At 41.6% G+C, this 21,913-nt stretch carries 19 protein-coding genes; 6 read left to right on the plus strand and 13 right to left on the minus strand.

Translation table 11 applies throughout. The features are described 5' to 3' along the window. Position 1 precedes the first annotated feature (1 nt). The 5 genes from P7J36_RS00845 to malQ all read right to left on the minus strand — a co-directional run bounded on the left by P7J36_RS00845 (position 2) and on the right by malQ (position 4,959). The gene (locus tag P7J36_RS00845) at positions 2-1,153 is read right to left on the minus strand and encodes a hypothetical protein (protein ID WP_408550811.1); all 1,152 of its coding nucleotides are present in this window, start codon (positions 1,151-1,153) and stop codon (positions 2-4) included. Next, on the minus strand, positions 1,153-1,767 hold the full coding sequence (locus tag P7J36_RS00850) for an ABC transporter ATP-binding protein (RefSeq protein WP_408550810.1): 615 nt from the start codon (positions 1,765-1,767) through the stop codon (positions 1,153-1,155). Before P7J36_RS00850 ends, P7J36_RS00845 begins: the two co-directional genes overlap by 1 nt. 54 nt (positions 1,768-1,821) lie before the next feature. Beyond that, positions 1,822-2,064: a hypothetical protein gene (locus P7J36_RS00855; protein WP_408550809.1), complete on the minus strand. Its 243-nt coding sequence runs from the start codon at positions 2,062-2,064 to the stop codon at positions 1,822-1,824. Between the two features lie 364 nt (positions 2,065-2,428). Then, a complete protein-coding gene (locus P7J36_RS00860; RefSeq protein WP_398581599.1) occupies positions 2,429-3,340 on the minus strand; it encodes a helix-turn-helix domain-containing protein in 912 nt (303 codons plus the stop codon). Between the two features lie 80 nt (positions 3,341-3,420). After that, positions 3,421-4,959 carry a 4-alpha-glucanotransferase gene (gene malQ, locus P7J36_RS00865; RefSeq protein ID WP_408550808.1) on the minus strand — a complete coding sequence of 513 codons (1,539 nt, stop codon included), beginning with the start codon at positions 4,957-4,959 and terminating at the stop codon, positions 3,421-3,423. A gap of 315 nt (positions 4,960-5,274) precedes the next feature. On the opposite strand from malQ, the gene P7J36_RS00870 reads away from it, so the two are divergent. The 6 genes from P7J36_RS00870 to pulA all read left to right on the plus strand — a co-directional run bounded on the left by P7J36_RS00870 (position 5,275) and on the right by pulA (position 12,690). Continuing rightward, positions 5,275-6,534 carry an extracellular solute-binding protein gene (locus P7J36_RS00870; protein WP_408550807.1) on the plus strand — a complete coding sequence of 420 codons (1,260 nt, stop codon included), beginning with the start codon at positions 5,275-5,277 and terminating at the stop codon, positions 6,532-6,534. A 106-nt stretch (positions 6,535-6,640) separates the two neighbouring features. After that, positions 6,641-7,936 (plus strand): sugar ABC transporter permease, encoded by a 1,296-nt coding sequence (locus P7J36_RS00875; RefSeq protein WP_024376014.1) that lies wholly within the window; start codon positions 6,641-6,643, stop codon positions 7,934-7,936. A gap of 1 nt (position 7,937) precedes the next feature. Further along, complete coding sequence (locus P7J36_RS00880) at positions 7,938-8,780, plus strand: sugar ABC transporter permease (protein WP_024384271.1); 843 nt, start codon at positions 7,938-7,940, stop codon at positions 8,778-8,780. Positions 8,781-8,911: 131 nt separating this feature from the next. Continuing rightward, entirely contained in the window at positions 8,912-9,622 is a 711-nt protein-coding gene (locus P7J36_RS00885; protein ID WP_238137273.1) for a hypothetical protein, read from the plus strand. A gap of 9 nt (positions 9,623-9,631) precedes the next feature. After that, positions 9,632-10,615, plus strand: coding sequence for a LacI family DNA-binding transcriptional regulator (locus P7J36_RS00890; protein ID WP_408550806.1), 984 nt, complete (start codon positions 9,632-9,634; stop codon positions 10,613-10,615). A gap of 23 nt (positions 10,616-10,638) precedes the next feature. Beyond that, on the plus strand, positions 10,639-12,690 hold the full coding sequence (gene pulA / locus P7J36_RS00895) for a type I pullulanase (RefSeq protein WP_408550805.1): 2,052 nt from the start codon (positions 10,639-10,641) through the stop codon (positions 12,688-12,690). Positions 12,691-12,841: 151 nt separating this feature from the next. On the opposite strand, the gene nrdI is transcribed toward pulA, so the two are convergent. From nrdI to P7J36_RS00935, 8 genes are all read right to left on the minus strand, one after another. Next, positions 12,842-13,294 carry a class Ib ribonucleoside-diphosphate reductase assembly flavoprotein NrdI gene (gene nrdI / locus P7J36_RS00900; RefSeq protein ID WP_029179695.1) on the minus strand — a complete coding sequence of 151 codons (453 nt, stop codon included), beginning with the start codon at positions 13,292-13,294 and terminating at the stop codon, positions 12,842-12,844. A 76-nt stretch (positions 13,295-13,370) separates the two neighbouring features. Further along, positions 13,371-14,309 carry a YitT family protein gene (locus P7J36_RS00905; protein WP_408550804.1) on the minus strand — a complete coding sequence of 313 codons (939 nt, stop codon included), beginning with the start codon at positions 14,307-14,309 and terminating at the stop codon, positions 13,371-13,373. Further along, positions 14,296-16,047 carry an aspartate--tRNA ligase gene (gene aspS / locus P7J36_RS00910; RefSeq protein ID WP_408550803.1) on the minus strand — a complete coding sequence of 584 codons (1,752 nt, stop codon included), beginning with the start codon at positions 16,045-16,047 and terminating at the stop codon, positions 14,296-14,298. The genes P7J36_RS00905 and aspS overlap by 14 nt, the downstream gene beginning before the upstream one ends. A 231-nt stretch (positions 16,048-16,278) precedes the next feature. After that, positions 16,279-16,731 (minus strand): GNAT family N-acetyltransferase, encoded by a 453-nt coding sequence (locus P7J36_RS00915; RefSeq protein WP_408550802.1) that lies wholly within the window; start codon positions 16,729-16,731, stop codon positions 16,279-16,281. A gap of 9 nt (positions 16,732-16,740) precedes the next feature. Continuing rightward, entirely contained in the window at positions 16,741-17,652 is a 912-nt protein-coding gene (locus P7J36_RS00920) for an aldo/keto reductase (protein ID WP_408550801.1), read from the minus strand. Positions 17,653-17,719: 67 nt separating this feature from the next. After that, the gene (locus P7J36_RS00925; RefSeq protein ID WP_408550800.1) at positions 17,720-18,733 is read right to left on the minus strand and encodes a glycosyltransferase family 2 protein; all 1,014 of its coding nucleotides are present in this window, start codon (positions 18,731-18,733) and stop codon (positions 17,720-17,722) included. Between the two features lie 44 nt (positions 18,734-18,777). After that, positions 18,778-21,177 carry a glycoside hydrolase family 3 C-terminal domain-containing protein gene (locus P7J36_RS00930; RefSeq protein ID WP_408550924.1) on the minus strand — a complete coding sequence of 800 codons (2,400 nt, stop codon included), beginning with the start codon at positions 21,175-21,177 and terminating at the stop codon, positions 18,778-18,780. 254 nt (positions 21,178-21,431) lie between these two features. Further along, positions 21,432-21,911: a GtrA family protein gene (locus P7J36_RS00935; protein ID WP_105121910.1), complete on the minus strand. Its 480-nt coding sequence runs from the start codon at positions 21,909-21,911 to the stop codon at positions 21,432-21,434. Positions 21,912-21,913 lie beyond the last annotated feature (2 nt).

Below are 21,913 nucleotides of genomic sequence, written 5' to 3' on the forward strand. Positions count from 1 at the left end.
CCTACATTTTACTTACTCTTCCCAAAAATACATAGGACAAACCAATAACCAGTGCAGTCCAGACAAAAATTACAGGCACACCCAATCCCCAACTCAATACATGGTTGTCAATACCTTTCTGGAAAACACCAGTTGTGATTTCAAAACTTCTCATATAGGTCGTTGGGAGCAGATGGGCCATTTTGAAGAGAGGATTGAGCAAACTTGGTAGCCAGACCAACGCAAACAAACTAACCGCGGACATAAAGAGGGCTGTCATCCGATTTTTAGTCACCAAGCTGATTAGATAGACCAGACTACTGATAAAGACAAGGGAGAGGATTTGGAGAAGTAAACTTGGCAGAAGGACAGAACCAATCGTCACAAAGGAAAGCTGGAAATGATCCAAACTGTAAGCAAGAGTTGGGTACTGAAGGCTTCCAAATCCAAATGCCAAACCTGCGGCTAGAAAGGAAACTAGAGAAACCAAACTAAACAGCAAGAGAGAAAAAACAAAGCCAACTCCTAATTCCTGCACCATGCGTTGTCCTCGAGACAGGGGCAACATCCGATACTTGTCCAGCTTTCCTGCGTAGGCACCCCCATAGACATTGGTTAAGACAAAGGCGATTCCAACCGGAAGAAGGGCAGGGAAGATGTAGGTAAACAAGGACGGGAGAAATTGGAAGGCTGTATGTGGGAAGTGGGTATCCTCAAAAGGTAGATCAATCTTAGAAAGAGCCGTATAATAAGCAATCTCCCTATCCAAAGCCTCCAAAACATCCTTTTCAGGACTATGAGCTTCCAAGGAAGCCTTGGCAGACGACAGATAGTCTAGCTGACGATTATAGACTTGATCCCACTGACCAGCTGTAAAAGCCTTTAGAAATTCCTCATCAGAAGCAATAATCGCTTGCCCATCCTCTATACTTTTTGAAATATAAACATATTCCTCAGATTCTGGATCCAGACTCTCCAAACGAGCCTTGTTTTCTTCGATAGCTTGGGCATTGGTCAGTTGATTCTGCCGAATTTGTGTCCCAAGATTATTGGCTTGTGAGGCCTGATGATTGAGGAACAAGGTTCCCAAACAAGCAAGCAACAATAGTACTAGAGGTACATAGGTCAACTTGTTTTTTACTAATTGAGCAAATAGAAATTTCTTGTAAGTCATCAGTCCACCTCCTGCATGGTTTCATTGACCAGTTTCAAGGTCACATGGCAATATTCTTCAATGTCCTCTTTATAATGAGAGGTCAAGATAATCATTTTGTTTTCTTGACAAAGTTGGTGCAAGGCTTTAAAGAACAGTTTTCGACTCGCTTCATCCAAACCGTTGGTAATCTCATCCATCAACAGATAGGTCGCGTCGCTGACCATATACATGGCAATCAAGACCCGCTGTTTCATCCCCAACGAATACTGGCGAATAGGTAGGTGGATATAGTCCTCCATTTCCCAATAGGAAATAACCGCATCAATGTCCACCGAAGACTGCCAAGTTTGTTTGACAAATCGTAAATAGTCCAGACCAGAAAGATTTCCCTCAAACCATTCGCTCGTTTCATAGTAAAACAAGTCCCTATTTGGATGACCAGCAGTACTAGACCAACTCGACCGACCAGTCATAGGAGCTAGCAAGCCTGCCACTGTTCTGAAAAATGTTGTCTTTCCAGAACCGTTGGTAGCGACGATGCCGTACAAGTTCCCCTTATGGAATTGATAGGAAAAATTCGTCAAAACAGGATGCCGTGTCGCAATGGTCATGTTTTTAATCTCTAAAGTCATTATCCTCACCTCTCATAAAAAGTGCAGGAGAGATTTTCTCTCCTGCCGAAAATCTTAGTATCTACCTGAATAGTAGTTAATGTGTTGATACCTTGTGTAGTTCCAACCTTGACTGACAAAGATACGGCTAGAACCAGCGTAACGTGACCAGTTTGGAATGTTTACATATTGATAACCATGGTAATTACTTCCACCACCAGTATACTTGTTTACATCATAGCGATACGATTTTACAACTGTAACAGCAGAAGCTGATGGAGCTACTGCAATACCAGCGACAACAGCACCAAGTGCCAACCATTTACCAATTTTTTTCGTTTTAATTTTCTCCTTTTGTTTCTGTCTTATTGTTTATTTTAGGTATAATTCCTTTCACAGAATATACACCTTTTCAAAAATACATCTCATGGTATCACCTCATTTCCCACCATTCCGAAAAACGAAAAGAACTTAATAAGCTAAAAAAGTTAAACATTGATGTACCTTATTTACAGGCTTGATTATAGCGTCTTCTTCAAAAATCACCAATGACCACAATGTCATCGAAAATAATCTATAAAGCGTAAAAAGGCATTCAAGAGATCAAAAAAGACCTAAAAGACGAACAATCTCATCTTTTAGGTCTTTCAGCGATGACATTTATGTCACCGATAAATTATAGTTACAAATATTTTTTCAAATCTTTCTGCCACTCCTCTGCTAATTTCTGTGCCAGATAGTCATTTCCAATGACCTGAGCAAACAATTTGGCTGACTGGTAAACTTTTTCAGCTTTTTCATAATTCCCCTCCAATTTCAAAGCCGTTTTCCATTCCAGCATAAACAAGAGAGGTTTCTTTTGATAATCTTGCGTCTCTTCCATTATTCCACGAAGACAATCAATATAGATAGGGGCATCGTCATAATATTCTACCAGTTCAAAGCAGGCTAGACCTGAGATAATCGCATCTCTTAAATAAAAAGTATCTTCTAATCGAACAAATGTCTGACTGCTGGCTAGTTTTTTCATTAAAAACGAGATAGATTCAAAGTTATTTTGAACTCTACTAACTGTATTCTCTCCTATTGTTTGCTGGACAAAAAAGAGCCGAATAAGAATCAAGTCATTGACATCACACACTTCTTTATTCATAAGAAGTGGCATTGTTTCTGCCAATAAACCTACTGCATAATCTGGTTGATTGGTCCGCACCATATCAACCATAGCCTGCATAGCTTCACAAATTCTTTGCTCAGATTTTGGGAGTTCTTCAAAATAGGTATCATATATGGTTTCGATATACCCTTCCTGTTTATCCAACACCTCCACTTTATTATATATCGGCTCCCGCAGCAACTTGTACTTGAGTTCCAGATAGCCTTGTGGCAGTTCCTTATAGTCTGGCATCAGGCTATAGGCTGGAATGCCTAAACGCTGGGCAATGTACTCTAACTTGGGAATAGAGGGCTGCGATTGACCACTTTCTATCCGAGCTAATTGCCGTACTGTCAACTCGGTTTCATCTCCGCAAAAATCTGGGCGGCTCAGCCCCTTTTCTAGCCTCAGTTGCTCGATTTTTTGTCCTAAATCCATACTAGTCCCCCTACTTCACCTATTCATCCTTACCCAAACAGTATACCATATCTTGCAAGCCTTTACAAAAAACCACCAGCCTAGGCTGATGGTTCTGTCATTTCTTGTTCTTTTGCTTTTATAATAGCATTCTCACGGCGATAGGTCACTGTCAAATCAAGCAATTCTGCCTCAATTGCAGGGGTGAGCTGGTCAGCAGTCATCCGCCAGGTCCAGTTGCCACCAAGGGTATTTGGCAGATTCATACGAGCGGATCCATCCAGACCAAGCAAGTCCTGCATAGTAGCTACAGCCATAAAGGCAGGTGAGCCGAACAGCAAGCGGAACATAGCATGGCTAACCGTTTCTTCATCACGACGATTGCTGTACTTGTCTAAGAATGCACGGGATTCTTCCGTCGTTTCCTTTTCATACCAACCAAGAATCGTATCATTGTCATGCGTACCAGTATAGGCTACGACATTATTGCGGTGATTGTGCGGCATCTCAATGCTGTCGCCCTCAGGTTCAAAGGCAAATTGCAAGACTTTCATACCTGGGAAACCTGTCGTATCACGTAATTGGATGACCTTATCTGTCACTGTTCCCAAATCTTCCGCGATAATATTCAAATCGCCCAAGTGGTACTTGATGGTTTCAAAGAGTTCGAAACCTGGTGCTTCCACACGGTAACCATTGACCGCCGTTTCTTCCCCTGCTGGAATTTCCCAGAAAGAAGCAAAGCCGATAAAGTGGTCGATACGTACCATATCGTATATCTTAAATGATTCACGTAAACGAGCCACCCACCAAGTAAATCCGTCATGCTTCATCGCTTCCCAATCATAAATCGGATTGCCCCAAAGCTGACCAATTTCCGAAAAGGCATCTGGTGGGCATCCTGCAACCACACTCGGTTTGCCTTCTTCATCCGTTTTAAAGAAATGAGGGTTGGCCCACATATCAGCAGAATCAGCCGCGATATAAATCGGCATATCCCCAACAAACTCAACACCTTTGGCATTGGCATAAGCCTTTAAAGCCTTCCATTGTGAAAAGAATAAATATTGTGTAATGCGGTGATAATCAATTCGATCTGCCAACAAGTGACGATAATATTCCAAGGTATCGTGGTAACGTAAGCGCACCCCTTGATCTTCCCACTCTGTCCAAGGTTTGAGATCAAAATGCTCTTTTATAGCCATATACTCCGCAAAGGTATGAATCCAAAAATCATTCTCCCCTAAGAACATCCAGTAATCTTCTGGCAATCCTTGTGCCTTCATGTTGGCAACTACCTTCTCCAGTAATGGACGGCGAGCATAAAAAATGGCTGCGTAATCTACCTCTGTAGGATTCTGCCCAAAGTCAACACCTTGTAAATCCTCTGCTGCCAGCCAGCCTTTATCGATCAATATATCGAAATCAATAAAATGAGTATTCCCTGCAAAAGCTGAAAATGACTGGTAAGGAGAATCTCCATAACTGGTTGTTCCCAAAGGCAAAATCTGCCAGTAGCGCTGCTTGGTTCTTTCCAAAAAATCAACAAAATCATAGGCAGCCTGTCCCATAGAACCAATGCCGTATTTACCAGGTAGAGATGAGATATGCATGAGCACACCACTTTGGCGTTCTTTCATAATAGTCCCCTATATCTTTCTAAAAATTCTTTTTTATAAACGCAAACGATTGCTTTGTTTCATTATATAATGAAAACGGTAACAAATCAAGCTTTTTTCACAGTTCTATCAAATAATTTCGATAGCATTTACAAGTTTCTTCATTAATAGTGAATCGTTTTTACGATATTTTATATTAACCTAAAAAAATTTTTTAATTTTTTTATAAAAACACTTGCAAACGCATTCATTCTGGTGTATAATAAATACATCTTAGGAAAACGTTTGCGCTAGCAAGCGTTTCACAATAAAACATTTATTCTTGGAGGGAAGAATATGAAACACAAACTTCTTAAGAGCGTTGCTCTCTTAGCTGCATCAACTGCTGTTTTAGCTGCTTGCTCAAACTCAGGTTCATCAACAGAGGCATCTAAGTCTGCTGAAGGTAGCAAAGAATTGACTGTCTACGTTGACCAAGGTTATGAATCTTATATCAACGACGTCAAAGCTGACTTCGAAAAAGAAAATGGTGTGACTGTTACAGTTAAAACTGGTGATGCTTTGACTGGTTTGGATAACTTGTCATTGGATAACCAATCTGGTTCAGCTCCAGACGTTATGATGGCACCATACGACCGTGTAGGTAGCCTTGGTTCTGAAGGTCAATTATCTGAATTGACACTTGCAGATGATAGCAAAGCAGATGACACAACAACTGCTCTTGTAACAAACGGTGGTAAAGTTTACGGTTCACCAGCAGTTATCGAAACACTTGTTCTTTACTACAACAAAGACTTGTTGACTGAAGCTCCTAAGACATTTGCAGAACTTGAAACACTTGCTAAAGATAGCAAATACGCCTTCGAAGGAGAAGCTGGTAAAACAACTGCCTTCCTTGCTGACTGGACAAACTTCTACTACACTTACGGACTTCTAGCTGGTTACGGTGGCTACGTATTTGGCGAAAACGGTACTGATCCAAAAGACATCGGACTTGCTAACGAAGGTGCCATCAAAGCGATTGAATACGCTAAAACTTGGTATGAAAAATGGCCTCAAGGTCTTCAAGACGGTACTGCTGCAAACAACTTGATTAACACTCAATTTACAGATGGTAAAGCAGCTGCTATTATCGAAGGACCTTGGAAAGCAGCTTCATATAAAGAAGCTGGCGTAAACTATGGTGTAGCAACAATCCCAACTCTTGTAAACGGTAAAAACTACTCAGCATTCGGTGGTGGTAAAGCGTGGGTTGTTCCTACAGGCGCTAAAAACCAAGAAATGGCTCAAAAATTTGTTGACTTCTTGACTGCTACAGACCAACAAAAAGCACTTTACGACGCTACAAACGAAGTTCCAGCTAACACTGACGCTCGTGAATATGCTGTAAGCAAAAACGACGAATTGACAACTGCAGTTATCAACCAGTTCGCTTCAGCTCAACCAATGCCAAACATCTCAGAAATGGGTTCAGTTTGGACACCAGCTGGTAACATGCTCTTCGAAGCTGCAAGTGGTGCAAAAGACGCTAAAACTGCTGCAACAGACGCTGTGAAAGCTATTGCAGACGAAATTGCTCAAAAACACAGCAACTAGTCAAGTTTAAAGTTGGACTGGGAGTTCCTCCCAGTCTACTTTATTACTTAACGATAAACTGAATAGATAAAATCGACCATCTATTCAGAAGCTATATAAGGAGACTATGACTATGAAACAAAATCCAGGTAAGGCACTCCTTTTGTCCCTGATCCCTGGTCTCGGACAAATCTACAATAAACAAAAAGCCAAAGGATACATCTTTTTGGGTGTTACCCTTGCCTTCCTTGTTTATTTTATTGCAATTGCAGCTGGTGAATTAGGCAACTTGATTACCCTCGGTAGTGTTCGTGGACAAGATAATTCGCTATTCATGCTGATTCGTGGTTCTTTCCATTTGATTATCACGGTTGTCTATCTCGCTTTCTATGCACTCAACCTAAAAGATGCACGTGATACTGCGAAACGATGGAATTCAGGGATGCCAGTAGCTACCACATTAAAAGAAATGGTAAAAGGTATCTATGAGAATGGTTTCCCATATCTCTTGATTATCCCATCATATATTGCGATGACCTTTGCTATCATCTTCCCAGTTGTCGTTACATTGTTTATCGCCTTTACAAACTACGACTTCAAACACCTGCCACCAGGTGCCTTGTTGGATTGGATTGGTATTACCAACTTTACAAACATCTGGAAACTAAGCACATTCCGTACCGCATTTGGTTCTGTACTTGGCTGGACAATTATCTGGGCACTCTGTGCTTCAACAGCTCAAATTGTTATCGGTATCTTGACAGCCATCATCGCAAATCAACCATTCATCAAAGGAAAACGTATCTTCGGTGTTATCTTCTTGCTCCCATGGGCTGTTCCTGCCTTCGTAACTATCTTGACTTTTAGTAACATGTTCAACGATAGTGTCGGCGCTATTAACACACAGGTATTGCCATTCCTGAGCAAATTCCTACCATTCATCGATAATTTCCTTATCCCTTGGAAGACCGACCCATTCTGGACTAAAGTTGCTCTCATTATGATGCAGGCTTGGCTTGGTTTCCCTTATATCTATGTTTTGACCTTGGGTATTTTACAATCCATTCCAAACGACTTGTACGAAGCTGCTTACATTGATGGTGCAAGTGCCATTCAAAAATTCCGTAACATCACCCTTCCGATGATTTTAGCAGTAGCAGCTCCAACACTAATCAGTCAATACACCTTCAACTTCAACAACTTCTCTATCATCTACCTCTTCAACAATGGTGGTCCTGGTAGCGTCGGTGGTGGAGCAGGTTCAACTGACATCTTGATTTCATGGATTTATAAATTAACCACAGGTACATCACCTCAATACTCAATGGCGGCAGCAGTTACATTGATTATCTCAATGATTGTCATCAGTATTTCCATGATTGCCTTCAAAAAACTAAATGCTTTTGAAATGGAGGATGTATAAGATGAAAGTATCTGTAAAATTTAGACGTAGAATCAATCAGACCTTAACCTATCTCTATCTGATTGTTCTGTCTGTTATCATCATCTATCCTCTCTTGATTACAATCATGTCTGCCTTCAAGTCTGGTAACGTGGTTGCCTTCAAATTGGATAGCAATATCAACTTTACACTAGACAATTTCAGTAAGCTCTTTAGCGAGACTCTATACGGAACATGGTACCTCAATACGCTTATCATTGCTCTCTTGACAATGGTTATTCAAACAAGTATAGTGGTACTAGCGGGTTACGCTTATAGTCGCTATAACTTCATCGCTCGTAAGCAGAGTTTGGTCTTCTTCTTGATTATCCAAATGGTACCAACCATGGCTGCTCTTACCGCCTTCTTCGTTATGGCCCTCATGCTCAATGCGCTCAACCAAAGCTGGTTCCTCATCTTCCTTTATGTCGGTGGTGGTATCCCAATGAACGCTTGGCTCATGAAAGGCTACTTCGATACGGTGCCAATCTCACTTGATGAATCTGCAAAACTAGACGGCGCTGGTCACTTCAGACGTTTCTGGCAAATCGTCCTCCCACTCGTTCGTCCAATGATTGCTGTACAAGCGCTCTGGGCCTTCATGGGACCTTTTGGAGATTACATCCTATCCAAATTCTTGCTTCGTGAAAAAGAATTCTATACTGTAGCTGTCGGCCTTCAAACCTTCATCAGTGATGTGAAAAATATGAAGATTGCCTACTTTGCGGCAGGTGCTATTCTTATTGCCCTCCCTATCAGTATCCTATTCTTCTTCCTACAAAAGAACTTTGTATCTGGTTTAACAAGCGGTGGCGACAAGGGATAACCCTGTCCCACCTTTTCCCTTTTTAGGGGAAACATTGATATTTATGAAAGGTCCAACGAATGCTCCCATATCCTTTTTCCTATTTTTCTAGTATCTTCTCTCCAAGAAATATGTTTGCCAATCGTAGACTAATGAACCTTTGGCAACGGTTGTTTACAACGCTTTTTTTAGTGGCGCTCTTGCTCATTCCGAGCTCCCTACAGACTGTCAATCTCGAAACCTATCCTTTAGAAAATTTCGTAGAAGGTATCTATGCACCTCTGACAGATCAGGTCGTAGATGACCTCCGTCAACATGCAGTCATCGAAAACAACCACCTAACCTATACTGGAAATACTAACTGGGAGCAAGTGACATTTGGTGATACCGTTAGCTCTAGTTCTGACTTTACTTATCAATTCGCCAATCAGTCTCTGACTATTCGTAAAGGAAGTGATATTCTAAGCGAATTGACTTATGAAGGTTTGAATACTGACGATTTTACTAGTAAGGAGACATTAACTGCAGCCATCTCTAAAAAATGGTATCAAGCCAACCGAGCAGCTGTCGGACTGTCCATCACTCTTATTTCGACCTTTATTTTAACAACAAACCTACTCTTCATCCTACTAGGAGCCAGCTTCTTCCTCTTTTTGACTAAAAAGTCTCGTTTCTTCCATTTTGAAACGTTTGCAGAGTGCTATAATTTTGCTCTCAACTGTCTGGGCCTGCCTACTCTTATAGCCTGTCTAATTGGACTATTTGGTCAACCTGTGACTACCCTTCTAACCATACAAAATATCCTATTTGTGCTATGCTTGTTATGGGTATTTTTCAAAACAAAATTCAGAGATGAAATCTAGGAGGTCTATATGCGTGCAACCATCAAAGATGTGGCTAAATTAGCTGGTGTCTCGCCATCTACAGTTACTCGTGTCATTCAAAATAGCTCTGCCATTAGCCAAAAAACGAAAGACTTGGTGCGGAAAGCCATGGCGGATCTCAACTACCATCCAAACCTCAACGCTCGAAGCCTAGTTTCTAGCTATACACAGGTTATCGGACTGGTTTTGCCAGATGATTCCGATGTCTTCTACCAAAACCCCTTCTTCCCAACAGCCCTGCGTGGCATTTCACAGGTGGCTGCAGACCACAATTACGCCCTTCAAATCTCTACGGGTAAAAATGAAGAGCAACGTCTTGAAGCTATTTCTCAAATGGTTTACGGGAAACGAGTAGACGGGCTGATTTTCCTTTATTCTAAGCCAGATGATCCGCTGGTCCAGCTAGCCATTCAGCATAAATTTCCCTTCCTCATTCTTGGAAAGGCAGATTCTCCATTTATCTCCCTGGTCGACAATGACAATATCCAAGCTGGATTTGAAGCGACCAATTACTTCATCAATAAAGGCTACAAGAATATCGCCTTTGTCGCTGGTAACAAGGAGCTGGTCGTATCCCAAGACCGCTATGCAGGCTATAAGAACGCCTTGAAATCACACAACATCCCTCTGGATGAAAACAAGGTCAAGTTTGTATCAGGTTTCCTATTGGAAGATAGTGCCTATAAGATCTCCAAGAAATTACTCAAACAGGATATAGACGCAATCGTCACAACCGATACCATGGTCGCGGAAGGAATTGTCAAATACCTCAACGAAGCTGGTACCAAACTCCCCATCATCTCCTTTGACTCTGTCAAACCAAAATTGGATATTGAAGCCTACGTCGATGTCCATGCCATTAAACTTGGACGCGTGGCCTTCAATACCCTCCACCAAATTATCAATGACAATAAGGAAGACAAGCAGGTCTGCTACCGCCGTGTCATTCCGCATACTATTACCGAACTCTAACTTAGAAAGGAGCCTTTTGGCTCATGGCATTACGACAATTTCAAGCATTTCTGGATGATGTAGCTACTATTCGCCTAGTAATGGAAAAACGATTTGATTCCGAGCATATGAGTTTCTCTCTCGAATCATCCGATGCTACATCTCAACTTTTTATCCATTCCTGTCTAAAAGTAGACAATCTCGTTATCTATTATCTAACCAGCCTCCATGCATTGACATTGGACAAGGACTATACCATCTACGACCAGGACCGTAATAAAGCTGAACTCGGCTATGGTCATATCGTTCGCTCGACACTTTTTGAACAAAGTTATACATACAATGGGCAAGACTTGGGAGCAACCTATCGACCAGAGGCAACAACCTTTAAGTTATGGGCACCTATTTCTAAGCAAGTTTTTCTTGTTCTAGAAGGAAACCCACATGCAATGACTAAGGGAGCAAAAGGAGTTTGGGAAATTACTGTTGAAGGAGACCTAGAAGCGCACAGCTATCACTATCTCCACAAAGTAAACGGTGAATGGATTTCCGTTCACGATCCCTACGCCCTGTCTTCCACAGCCAACTCAGGTGACAGCTACGTTATCAATCCAGATAAACTTCATAAAATCCGTCGTGCTAAGACCCAACGACCTATCTCTCAGGCAATTATCTATGAAATGAGCGTCCGTGATTTCTCATGGCAAAAAGAAGCTGGTTTCAAGCATCGCAGTCAATTTCTCGGATTGACAGAGTCTCCTACCATGGATGGCATGAAGCTAGGAATGGATTACATCAGAGAACTAGGCGTTACCCATATTCAATTATTGCCTGTTTATGATTTTGGCAGTGTGGATGAAAATAAACCCCAAGCTGTTTACAACTGGGGCTACGACCCTATGCAATACAATCTGCCAGAAGGTTCTTATTCTAGCCAACCAAACGATCCTTACGCACGTATTCTAGAGCTACAAGAAGCTATCCAGGCCTACCATGATGCAGATATTTCAGTTATTATGGACGTAGTTTACAACCACGTCTATCATGCTGAAAAGTACGCATTTGAGCTTATCGTTCCAGGCTACTTCTATCGCTATGATGACCACGGCATGCGAACAGACGGGACATTCTGCGGTAACGACGTTGCCAGCGAGCGCAGTATGGTCCGCAACTACATCAAACAATCCCTTCGCCAATGGCTAGAACTCTATGGTTTTGATGGCTTCCGTTTCGACCTTATGGGTATTTTAGATAGCGAAACAATCAACCAGATTCAAACTGAATTATCTGCCATTCACCCAAATGTCTACCTCTATGGTGAAGGATGGAAAATGGCAACAGGCCTCGAATTTCAAAAGCTAGCTCACCAGTACAATGCAGAGCATTTACCTGAAATCAGCTTCTTCAATGACGATTACCGTGATACCTTTAAGAAACTCTTGCTCAATCCAAATCGTCTAGTAGATAAGCAATTACACGAAAAGGTACAACATCTCCTGACTGGTAGCCGATTAAGCCATTTCTTAACGCCTCAACAGTCCCTCAACTACATCGAATGCCATGATAATGCTACAGCATTTGACTATTTCCATATTGAGAATCCAAACTGGTCACCTCAACAGCAAAAACGTGCTGCAAGTTTTGGTCTCCAGCTCATCTTAATCTCTCAGGGTATGGCCTTCATTCACAGCGGACAGGAATTTTTCCGTACAAAAGATGAAATAGATAATACTTACAATGTCCCTGACCGTATCAACCGTCTGGACTGGACACGAGCTATTCGCTATAAGGAACATATCGAATTCATTCAGGAATTAATTACCTTCCGTAAAAACAATCCAATTCTCAGCCAAGATAGCTATGAAACCATTCAAGAAACTTGTGATTTCTACTGGTTAACTGAATATGTTCTTCGCTATCAAGTGACAAGTGAAGAAAAGACCATTCAATTTATCATCAACTTTGCGGATAGCGACTTTACCTATGAACGTGAAAAAAATAAGACAGTTCTCTACAACTATCCTCCAGTCGAAGAGCGTGATCAGCAAGAAATCACGATTGCAGGACAGAGTATTTGCATTTTAGAAGACAAATAGGACTTTAGACCGATGAAACACGATATAGTCTGAGGTATACTATAGTCAATCCTAAATATTTTTCATAATCTCCTTAAAACTCACTGGTCACGCTGGTGAGTTTTTTTGTGTGACAAAAAAACAACCCAGCATAAAGCTGAGTTGAGGCTCTTTACATCAATTCCATTATCTTCCGACCAATGCGTTCAATGTCATTCTGCATCCCTCTAAGTTCAAAGGTGTCTATAACAGGAAAATTAAATCGCTCAGCATATTGCTTAGCAGTCAGACAATATTGGTTGTTGAAATTCCGATTGCCTGAGCCAACGACACCCAGACAGAGCTCTGCATGTGTCCCAAAAGCGATAAAATCTCCAAGAGGATTGGTCAGAATTTCCACATCTCCGTTGTCCACTCCATTTCCACCTTCTAAGTAGGTTGGTAAAAAGGCGACAAAGGGTGCATCTAGCTGATAGAAAGGAATATCCTGCTTGACCAAATCTTTAACATGGACCAGTTCAATCTCCCAGTCAGTTTGAAATTGGAAAAAAGACTTTAGGCGTTTCACAAAACTCTCTGTATTGCCACTCAAACTGATGTAAACCAAATATATTTTCTTCTTCATACATTTCCTCTTTATAATAAAAACACTACATGTAGACTGTAAATACTATTTTACTCCTACATGTAGTGTTTGTCAATCAGTCACTTTCCACAAACCGACCAATAATATTGACGTTGTCAGCTACCGATACAAAGGCTTTGGGGTCTGCCTTTTTCATAATATGCTTGAACTCACTGAATTCAGCTCGCGTGATGATGGTAATTAAAACCGTCTTTTGCTCATGGTTATAAGCACCCTCAGCACCATTGATAATGGTCACACCGCGATTAAGCTTCTTATGGATTTTCTTAATGACTCGTTCAGGATGATCGGTAATAATCATGGCCTGCATCCGTTTTTGTTTCACGAAAATCGCATCTGTCATGCGACTGGAGATGAACAGCGCAACCATTGAATATAGGGCATATTGCCAGCCAAAGGTCATCCCTGCAATCAACATAATCATAATGTTGACAATTAAGGAAATGGAACCAACTTGTCGCCCCGTCTTCTTGCGAATAATAATAGAGACAATATCAGTACCACCACTAGATACATTGTTCCTAAGCGCAAATCCAATCCCAGTTCCCAGCATGAGACCACCAAAAATAGCATTGACTAATGGATCCGTCGTCAGGGTAACTGGCGGCATAAATTGGATAAAGAAAGAACTGAAGGATACCGTAATAAAGGTAAAGATAGTAAATTTATAACCAATTTTATACCAAGCTAAGATAAGCAAGGGGATGTTCAGACCATAATAGACCACCGCAATCGGTACATTCCAACCAGCGTAAGAAGCTGCCAGAGCAGAGACAATCTGGGCAAGACCAGTAACTCCAGACGAATAAACATTCCCTGGTCTAAAGAAAAAATTCACCGCGATACTAGATAGGAGTCCATAAATAATGGACCCCGATATCCGTTCAGCATATTTTTCCTGAGAAATTCCCAAAATGACCGACCAAAACTTATTCTTTCTGGCCTTTCTTAAGAAGCGTACACGCTGTTTTCTGAAAAATTTATTCATTTTCAAGTGTAATGTCTAGAGCCAATTCCTCTAATTGAGCTGAAGCAACCGTACTTGGCGCCTGGGTCATTGGATCAGATGCCTTGTTATTCTTCGGAAAGGCGATGACTTCACGAATATTATCTTCACCAGCCAAGAGCATGACAAAGCGGTCCAAACCGATAGCCAATCCACCATGTGGTGGAAAACCATAGTCCATAGCTTCTAGCAAGAAACCGAACTGCTCATGCGCATCTTCTGCCGAAAAACCAAGAGCCTTGAACATCCGTTCTTGCATATCTTTTTGGTTGATACGAAGGCTACCGCCACCTAATTCATAACCGTTCAAAACGATATCGTAGGCAACTGCACGAACCTGTGCCAAATCACCATCCAAATGATGAGCTGTTTCTTCCGTCGGCAAAGTGAATGGGTGGTGAGCACTCATGTAGCGCCCTTCTTCTTCAGACCACTCAAACATTGGCCAGTCTACAATCCAGAGGAAGTTGAACTTGCTGTCATCAATCAAGCCTTGTTCCTTAGCCAAGCGGTTTCGCAAAGCTCCCAGGGTATTGTTGGCTACTTCCAATTCATCTGCCACAAAGAGAACCAGGTCCTTGTCTTCCAACTGTAAACTTGCTGTCAAGTTTGCTGTAATGTCTGTCAAGAACTTAGCAACTGGGCCCGCTAATTCTCCCTTGTCTACTTTAACCCAAGCAAGTCCCTTGGCACCAAATTGTTTTGCGTATTCTGTTAATTTATCAATGTCTTTACGTGAGTAGCTATCCGCCACACCCTTGACAACAATGGCTTTGACAACTGGTGCTTCTGAGAAGACCTTGAAGTCAACTTCCTTGACAAGCTCTGTCAAGTCTTGTAAAAGCATTTCAAAACGAGTATCTGGCTTGTCTGAACCGTAGAAGTTCATTGCATGGTCATAGGCCATACGAGGGAATGGCAAGGTCAACTCGATCCCTTTGGTATCTTTCAAGACCTTAGCAATCAAGCCTTCTACGATGTCTTGGATTTCAACTTCATTCAAGAATGAGGTTTCTAAGTCCACCTGTGTAAACTCAGGTTGACGGTCCCCACGCAAGTCCTCATCACGGAAACACTTAACGATTTGGTAGTAACGGTCGAAACCAGCATTCATCAAAAGCTGCTTAGTAATCTGTGGACTTTGTGGCAAAGCATAGAAATGACCTTTGGACACACGAGAAGGCACCAAGTAATCGCGCGCACCTTCTGGTGTTGACTTAGTCAACATTGGCGTCTCCACATCAATAAATTCCAATTCATCCAGATAATTGCGAATGCTGTGGGTTACCGCTGCACGTAATTTGAAGTTATTGAGCATTTCTGGACGGCGAAGATCCAAATAACGGTAACGAAGACGGGTATCATCGCTAGCTTCAATGCCATCCTTGATTTCAAACGGAGTTGTCTTAGCCGTGTTCAACACTGTCAAGTTTGTTACTTGTAATTCAACAGCTCCTGTTGGTATATTGTCGTTAGCTTGCTCACGCTCCACAACCGTTCCTGTTACTTCGATAACGAATTCAGAACGAAGACTCTCCGCTTTTGCCATCACTTCAGCTTCAACTGCCTCAGGGTTAATCACCAATTGCATAATGCCTTCACGGTCACGCAAGTCGATGAAAATCAGACCACCCAAGTCACGACGACGGCCAACCCAACCTTTCAAAGTAATTTCCTGTCCGACATGTTCCTTACGAACACGTCCAGCGTACATAGAACGTTTCATTTTCTTCCTCTTTTACTGATTTTATACCTATTCATTCTACCATAAAATGGCTGATTTTTGGGGGAAATTGCCGAGAAAAATCTAATAACCTGCATTCACCGTCTAGCACTCCTATCTAAGACTAGCTATTCAACTACTTAGCCTTAGTTTTTTCAAAATACAGTCCGTATTCCTAAAAAAAACTATCCCTTATAGAACTTGACTTGTGAGTACAGGCTTAAAAAACCAGCCTTAAACGACTGGTTTAGTATAAAGCATATCTAAATGCGGAATATCGTCCTCTAGATAGACTTCTGAAACCGCCTCAAAACCTAGCGAACTATAGAACTTTTCTAAATGGGCTTGGGCACCGATTTTAATCTGACTTTCTTTCCATTCGTTTGTAATATAGCGAATTGCCTGCTCCATCATTGGTCGACCTAAGCCTTTGCCACGATGACTTGGCTTGATAACCACACGGCCGATGGAAACTTCGTCATAACTTAGACCAGCTGGCAAGATTCTCAAGTAAGCCACTAACTCTCCATTATCCATTCCTAAGAGGTGAAGACAGTTTGGGTCCTTTCCATCAACTTCAGGATAGGGACAGGCCTGTTCAACAACAAATACATCAACTCTCAGTGTCAAGATAGTGTAAAGCTCCTGTAAACTTAGTTGGTCAAATGATTTTATTTCCCACTGCATAAGCACCTCCTAGGGCAAGATGTTGCCTGCACTTCTGTAAATCTCGTACCATTCTGGTCTAGTCAAGGTAATCTGACTAGCTTGTGCAATCTTGGTCAAACGTTCTGAATTCATGGACCCAACAATGGTTTGAATCTTAGCTGGATGTCGTAAAATCCAGGCTACCACAATGGTTTCATGTGAAACATTGTATCGCTCTGCTATTTCCCCAATTGTCTGGTTTAAAAGAGCATAATCTGGATGGTTGGCAAAAATACCTCGTTGCAAATCAATCAAGAAAGGTGACCAGGCTTGGATAGTGATTTTTTTAAGCTGGCAATAATCAATCAGCCCACCATCACGCATAGTCGCAGCATCATCTTTCATATTGACATGGAGTCCAGCATCAATCAAAGGCGTGTGAGCAGGAGATAGCTGCAATTGATTAACTGCAAGCGGTTGATCGAGATAGGATTGAAGTAACTCCATTTGGTAAATGTTTTGGTTGCTGACGCCAAAATGATGAACCTTCCCTGCTTTTTTCAAGAGATAAAAGGCTTCTGCCACTTCCTCTGCTTCCATTAGAGTATCCGGACGGTGTAAGGCGAGAACATCTAAATATTCTGTATCCAAGCGCTTCAAAATCCCATCTACAGATTCCAAAATATAGTCTTTAGAAAAATCAAAATAGCCCTTACGAATGCCACATTTGGACTGGAGAATCATGTCCTCACGCTTGAGGCCTGCCAACTTGGCGCCCTGAGCAAAGCGAATTTCTGACTCACCACCACCATAAATATCTGCATGGTCGAAAAAGTTAATTCCCTGTCCAACGACTGTATCTAACACATTAGCAGTTTCCTGCTCTGTCAGACTAGCCATTCGCATACAGCCTAAAGCAATTCGAGAAACCTGTAAACCTGTCTGTCCTAATTCTTGCATATGTCTTCTCCTTGTAAGCGTTTTTCTTCTATTCATTATAACAGAAAAACTCAGCCGAAACTGAGTTTTAGTTAAAACCATAAATTCTTTTCGCGATTTTATAGACAGCATTGGAAATTTTTCGGCCTGGATACCCGTAAAGATTGGTTAATTGCCCGAGTAACCCTTTTCGAACGATTTTAAAGAGAGCTGGATTGTTATCCCGAATATAGTGCCATAATTCCTGCTTTTTCATCATATGTTCAGCTGTTCCAGCACGATTGAGAAGGGCACAAGAGATAATGGTTGTAATCTCTACGTGATTAAGTAAATAACTCCGTAAATCAGGATTGTCAATCGCCTCCAAGTCTAAATTATCTACCAAAATCCGATTGACTTTCAACTGCTGGTCAATTCGTTTAATCATGACGGATTCATTGACAGACTGGTCATTTCGACCAATAAAGTAACGATAAAAATCTACTGGCAGATAGTACATGGTTTTCACAGCCTGCAAAGGAGTAAACACAAAAATATTATCCACATAGAAAGTATGCTCTGGTAGAACGAGTCCAACCTCACGCAATAAATCTGTCCTGTAAATCAAGGAATGCATCATCATGTATTGACCCTTGGAAAAGGCACCTACATCTTCCCAACCGAAGATACGGTTCTCAGGTAGAGTGGATTGATAAGACATGGATTTTTTACGAGATTGCCCCTCTTTTTCGTAAACAAAATTGGAAATGAAGGCATCAACTGGCGTACTTGCATCTTCCAAAGCCTGCAAACTCTCTAGGATCTTCAAATAGGCTCTGATATCAACCCAGTCATCTGAATCTACAACTTTAAAGTACTTCCCCTTGGCCTCACGTATCCCTGTATTTACAGCTCCGCCATGACCCTTATTGTCTTGATAGATGGCACGTACATTTGAAAATTGATTCTCTAGTCCCTCTGCGATCTCCTGAGTCCGATCGGTCGACCCATCGTTGATAATCAGAATTTCAACCTTGTCACCACCCATTACAAGGGAATGAACACAGTAATGAAGGTAGGCCTCCGAATTATAACTCGGAATGGCAATGCTTAGTAAGGTCATCTTTCTCTCCATTTGACACAATTTGTTACTATTTTATCACATTTTCAGGAAAGTTGCTTTTGATATTTTCTTTTTGCTTGATAGGCTCTCCATAGTTGGCCTAAGCCCTTGAAAAAATGACCATTGACAATAGTTAGAATCCCTTCCACCATCGGTAAATCGACCATGTCACCTGTCATCTTTGCCATCGCCCTAAATGGCATATTATAAAGGAACAGCAGGTTCAAGTCAGGAATCCCTTTCTGCTCTGCTTTTTTCAGTAAGCTAACCAATAGTTTATGCACGCCACGTGCCAACCCACTCTTCGCAAATTGGAGTTTCAAAACTGGATCGTTTAGGCTCAATTCTTGACCAATTTTCCAGGTTTCTTCTGGAACTGGACGTCCAAGCAATTGTGCAAAATCCTGTGATGAAACAGCCTGCACTTGGGCTGTCAGATAAGTCGGAAGCTGTTCTGAAGCAGGAAATTGGTCTACAGTACCTTGTCGGGTAATCTCGCCAACTAAGCGAATATCCTGACTACTTGCACCTACATACAAGAGGTAATTTCCAGCCTCTACTTCAAATCGCCCTGTTTCTCTATTAAAATAACGGAACGTATACTCCTCAAAAGGAATAAAAATCTGTTTGGATTCGCCTGCTTTTATAAATACTTTTTTAAAGCCTTTTAATTCCTTTACAGGTCGGTAAATCTGACTGTCTTCTTTGCCTACGTATAATTGTATAATTTCAGCCCCATCTACCATTCCTGTATTGGTGATAGTGACAGAAACCCCTGATTCAGACAGTTCTAATTGACTGTAAGAAAAGTCTGTGTAGGACAATCCATAACCAAAGGGGTACTTGACAGCCTTGTCAACACTTGTAAAGTAACGGTAGCCTACATAGAGAGCTTCCTTATAGAGGGCAAAATCTCCCTCAGCAGGATAGTCCTCAGAAGACGGAACATCTGCCAATTCAACAGGATAAGTCTCGCTTAGTTTTCCTGACGGGTTGACACGACCTGTCAAGGTATCTAACATGGCTCTAGCGCCAGCTTCTCCTGATAGATAGCCGTGAAGAACTGCATCTACATCCACATCCCAATTCATATCCACAACCGAACCAGCTGATAGGACAACAACGATTTTTTTACCTGTCCCTACTAGGGCATTCAGTAAGGATAACTGGTTTTTAGGGAGACTTAGATGATGACGATCCAAGCCTTCACTTTCACTCATTTCATCCAGACCCATATAGTAAAGAATAAGTTCTGCTTGGTTAGCAAGGTTGACAGCCTTGTCAACTAACTCCCCATCCTCTTTATCTACACGTTGATAGCCTTGTTCGTAACCAATGACATTTAATGGATAATCCGCTATGCAATCCACTGTTTTGTCTAATTGTCTTGTGTTGATTAAAGAAGAACCAGCTCCTTGATAGCGAGGATTTTGAGCAAATTCTCCGATGAGGGCTATTTTTATCTCGTTAGATAAGGGCAAGATTTGATCCTTATTTTTTAATAACACAATGCTTTCAGCAGCAGCCTGACGGGCCAATTCATGTTGTTCAGAATAATCTACAGTTTGTTTTTCAGCATTGGCCAACTCCAAAACCACATCAAGTAGCTCATCCACGCGCTCATTCAATACCTGCTCGGACAGACGACCAGACTGAACAGCGTCAATAATTTCTTTTTGACCGACCTTTTTTGTACCTGGCATTTCCAAATGACTACCATTTTCAACACCGAGAACATGGTCATTGGAGCCTCCCCAATCCGATACGACAAAGCCTGTAAAGCCCCATTCGTCACGAAGAATGTCACGCAAGAGGCGCTTGTCTTCATTAGCATAGACGCCGTTTATTTTGTTATAGGCAGACATGATTGCCTTTGGATTTCCTTCACGCACAGCAATTTCAAATCCTGTCAGATAGAGCTCTCTCAGCGTACGCTCATCTACAATGGAGTCTGAAGCCATACGGCGCAATTCCTGACTGTTTACAGCTAAATGCTTGGGCGTTGCCGCTACACCTTGCGACTGCATTCCCCGAATCATTGCGGCCGCCAGTTTTCCCGCCTGATAAGGATCTTCTGAATAATACTCAAAGTTTCGACCACATAAGGGACTACGCTTGATATTAAGCCCCGGACCCAAAATGACATTGACACCCAAGCTGCTTGCTTCTGCGCCGAGACCTTGTCCGACACGTTCAACTAGATCCACATCCCAAGAATTTGCCAAGGTAGCAGCTGTTGGAAAACACGTTGCAGGGACAGAGGCATTCAGCCCTAAGTGATCACCTTCACCTTCTTGCTTGCGAATTCCATGTGGCCCATCAGACAAAAAGATAGATGGAATTCCTTTTTCAGGGTAATCCTTGGTTTCCCAAACAGATTTTCCTGACATGAGAGCTGCTTTTTCTTCCAATGTTAAACGATTAATAATCTCCTGATGCTTCATCATCTTTTCCTCATTCTATTTCTTTACCACTATCATATCAGACCAAGCATACAATTAAAACGCTTTCTTCATAATCTGTCCGATTTTAGGCATAATCTGCTATAAAAAATCTCCCCAGAAAATACTAGGGAGATTGCTCCTATTACTTCTTAGACTCAATGAAAATCAAAATCAGGCTAGGCGACGCGGATGCAGATAGAACTAAAGTTCATCAAATCAAGTCAACAACGGCTGAGTTTGATTTTCGAAGAGTATTATTTCATGATTACAAACTTCATCATTGGATAGTTGACAGCCACTTGAACGAAAATATTGACCCAGTTGGCTGCTGTCTGTGCCCAACCCAAACTCAAGCCCCATGATGTAAAGAGTTGAGTAGTGTAAGGTGGTAGCACAATGGACAAAATTCCTGCAACTAGAACAGTTAAGATATACCAATGAAGGGTCTTGGAAATATCATTTTCTGCTCCAAAGACCAACTTCCTTTGGACGATATAGTTGACAATCTGTGCCGCTACATAGGCCAAGAGGAAGGAGAGAAAGCCGTTTAAACCGCCATTTTCTACGGAATAATGGAAGATGAACCAGTGAAATGGCTGACTTGACAAGGCTGTAAAGAGAAAATTTGTTGACAACCAAAGAACACAGAAATTTGTAATGGTCGCTATGTTTGATAACACATTAAACTTGATAAATTCCCACAAGTCTGGGTGTTTGGCAATCCATTCTTTCATAC

Origin of the sequence: Streptococcus suis (assembly GCF_046032115.1) — a bacterium.
Taxonomy (GTDB): domain Bacteria; phylum Bacillota; class Bacilli; order Lactobacillales; family Streptococcaceae; genus Streptococcus; species Streptococcus suis_AJ.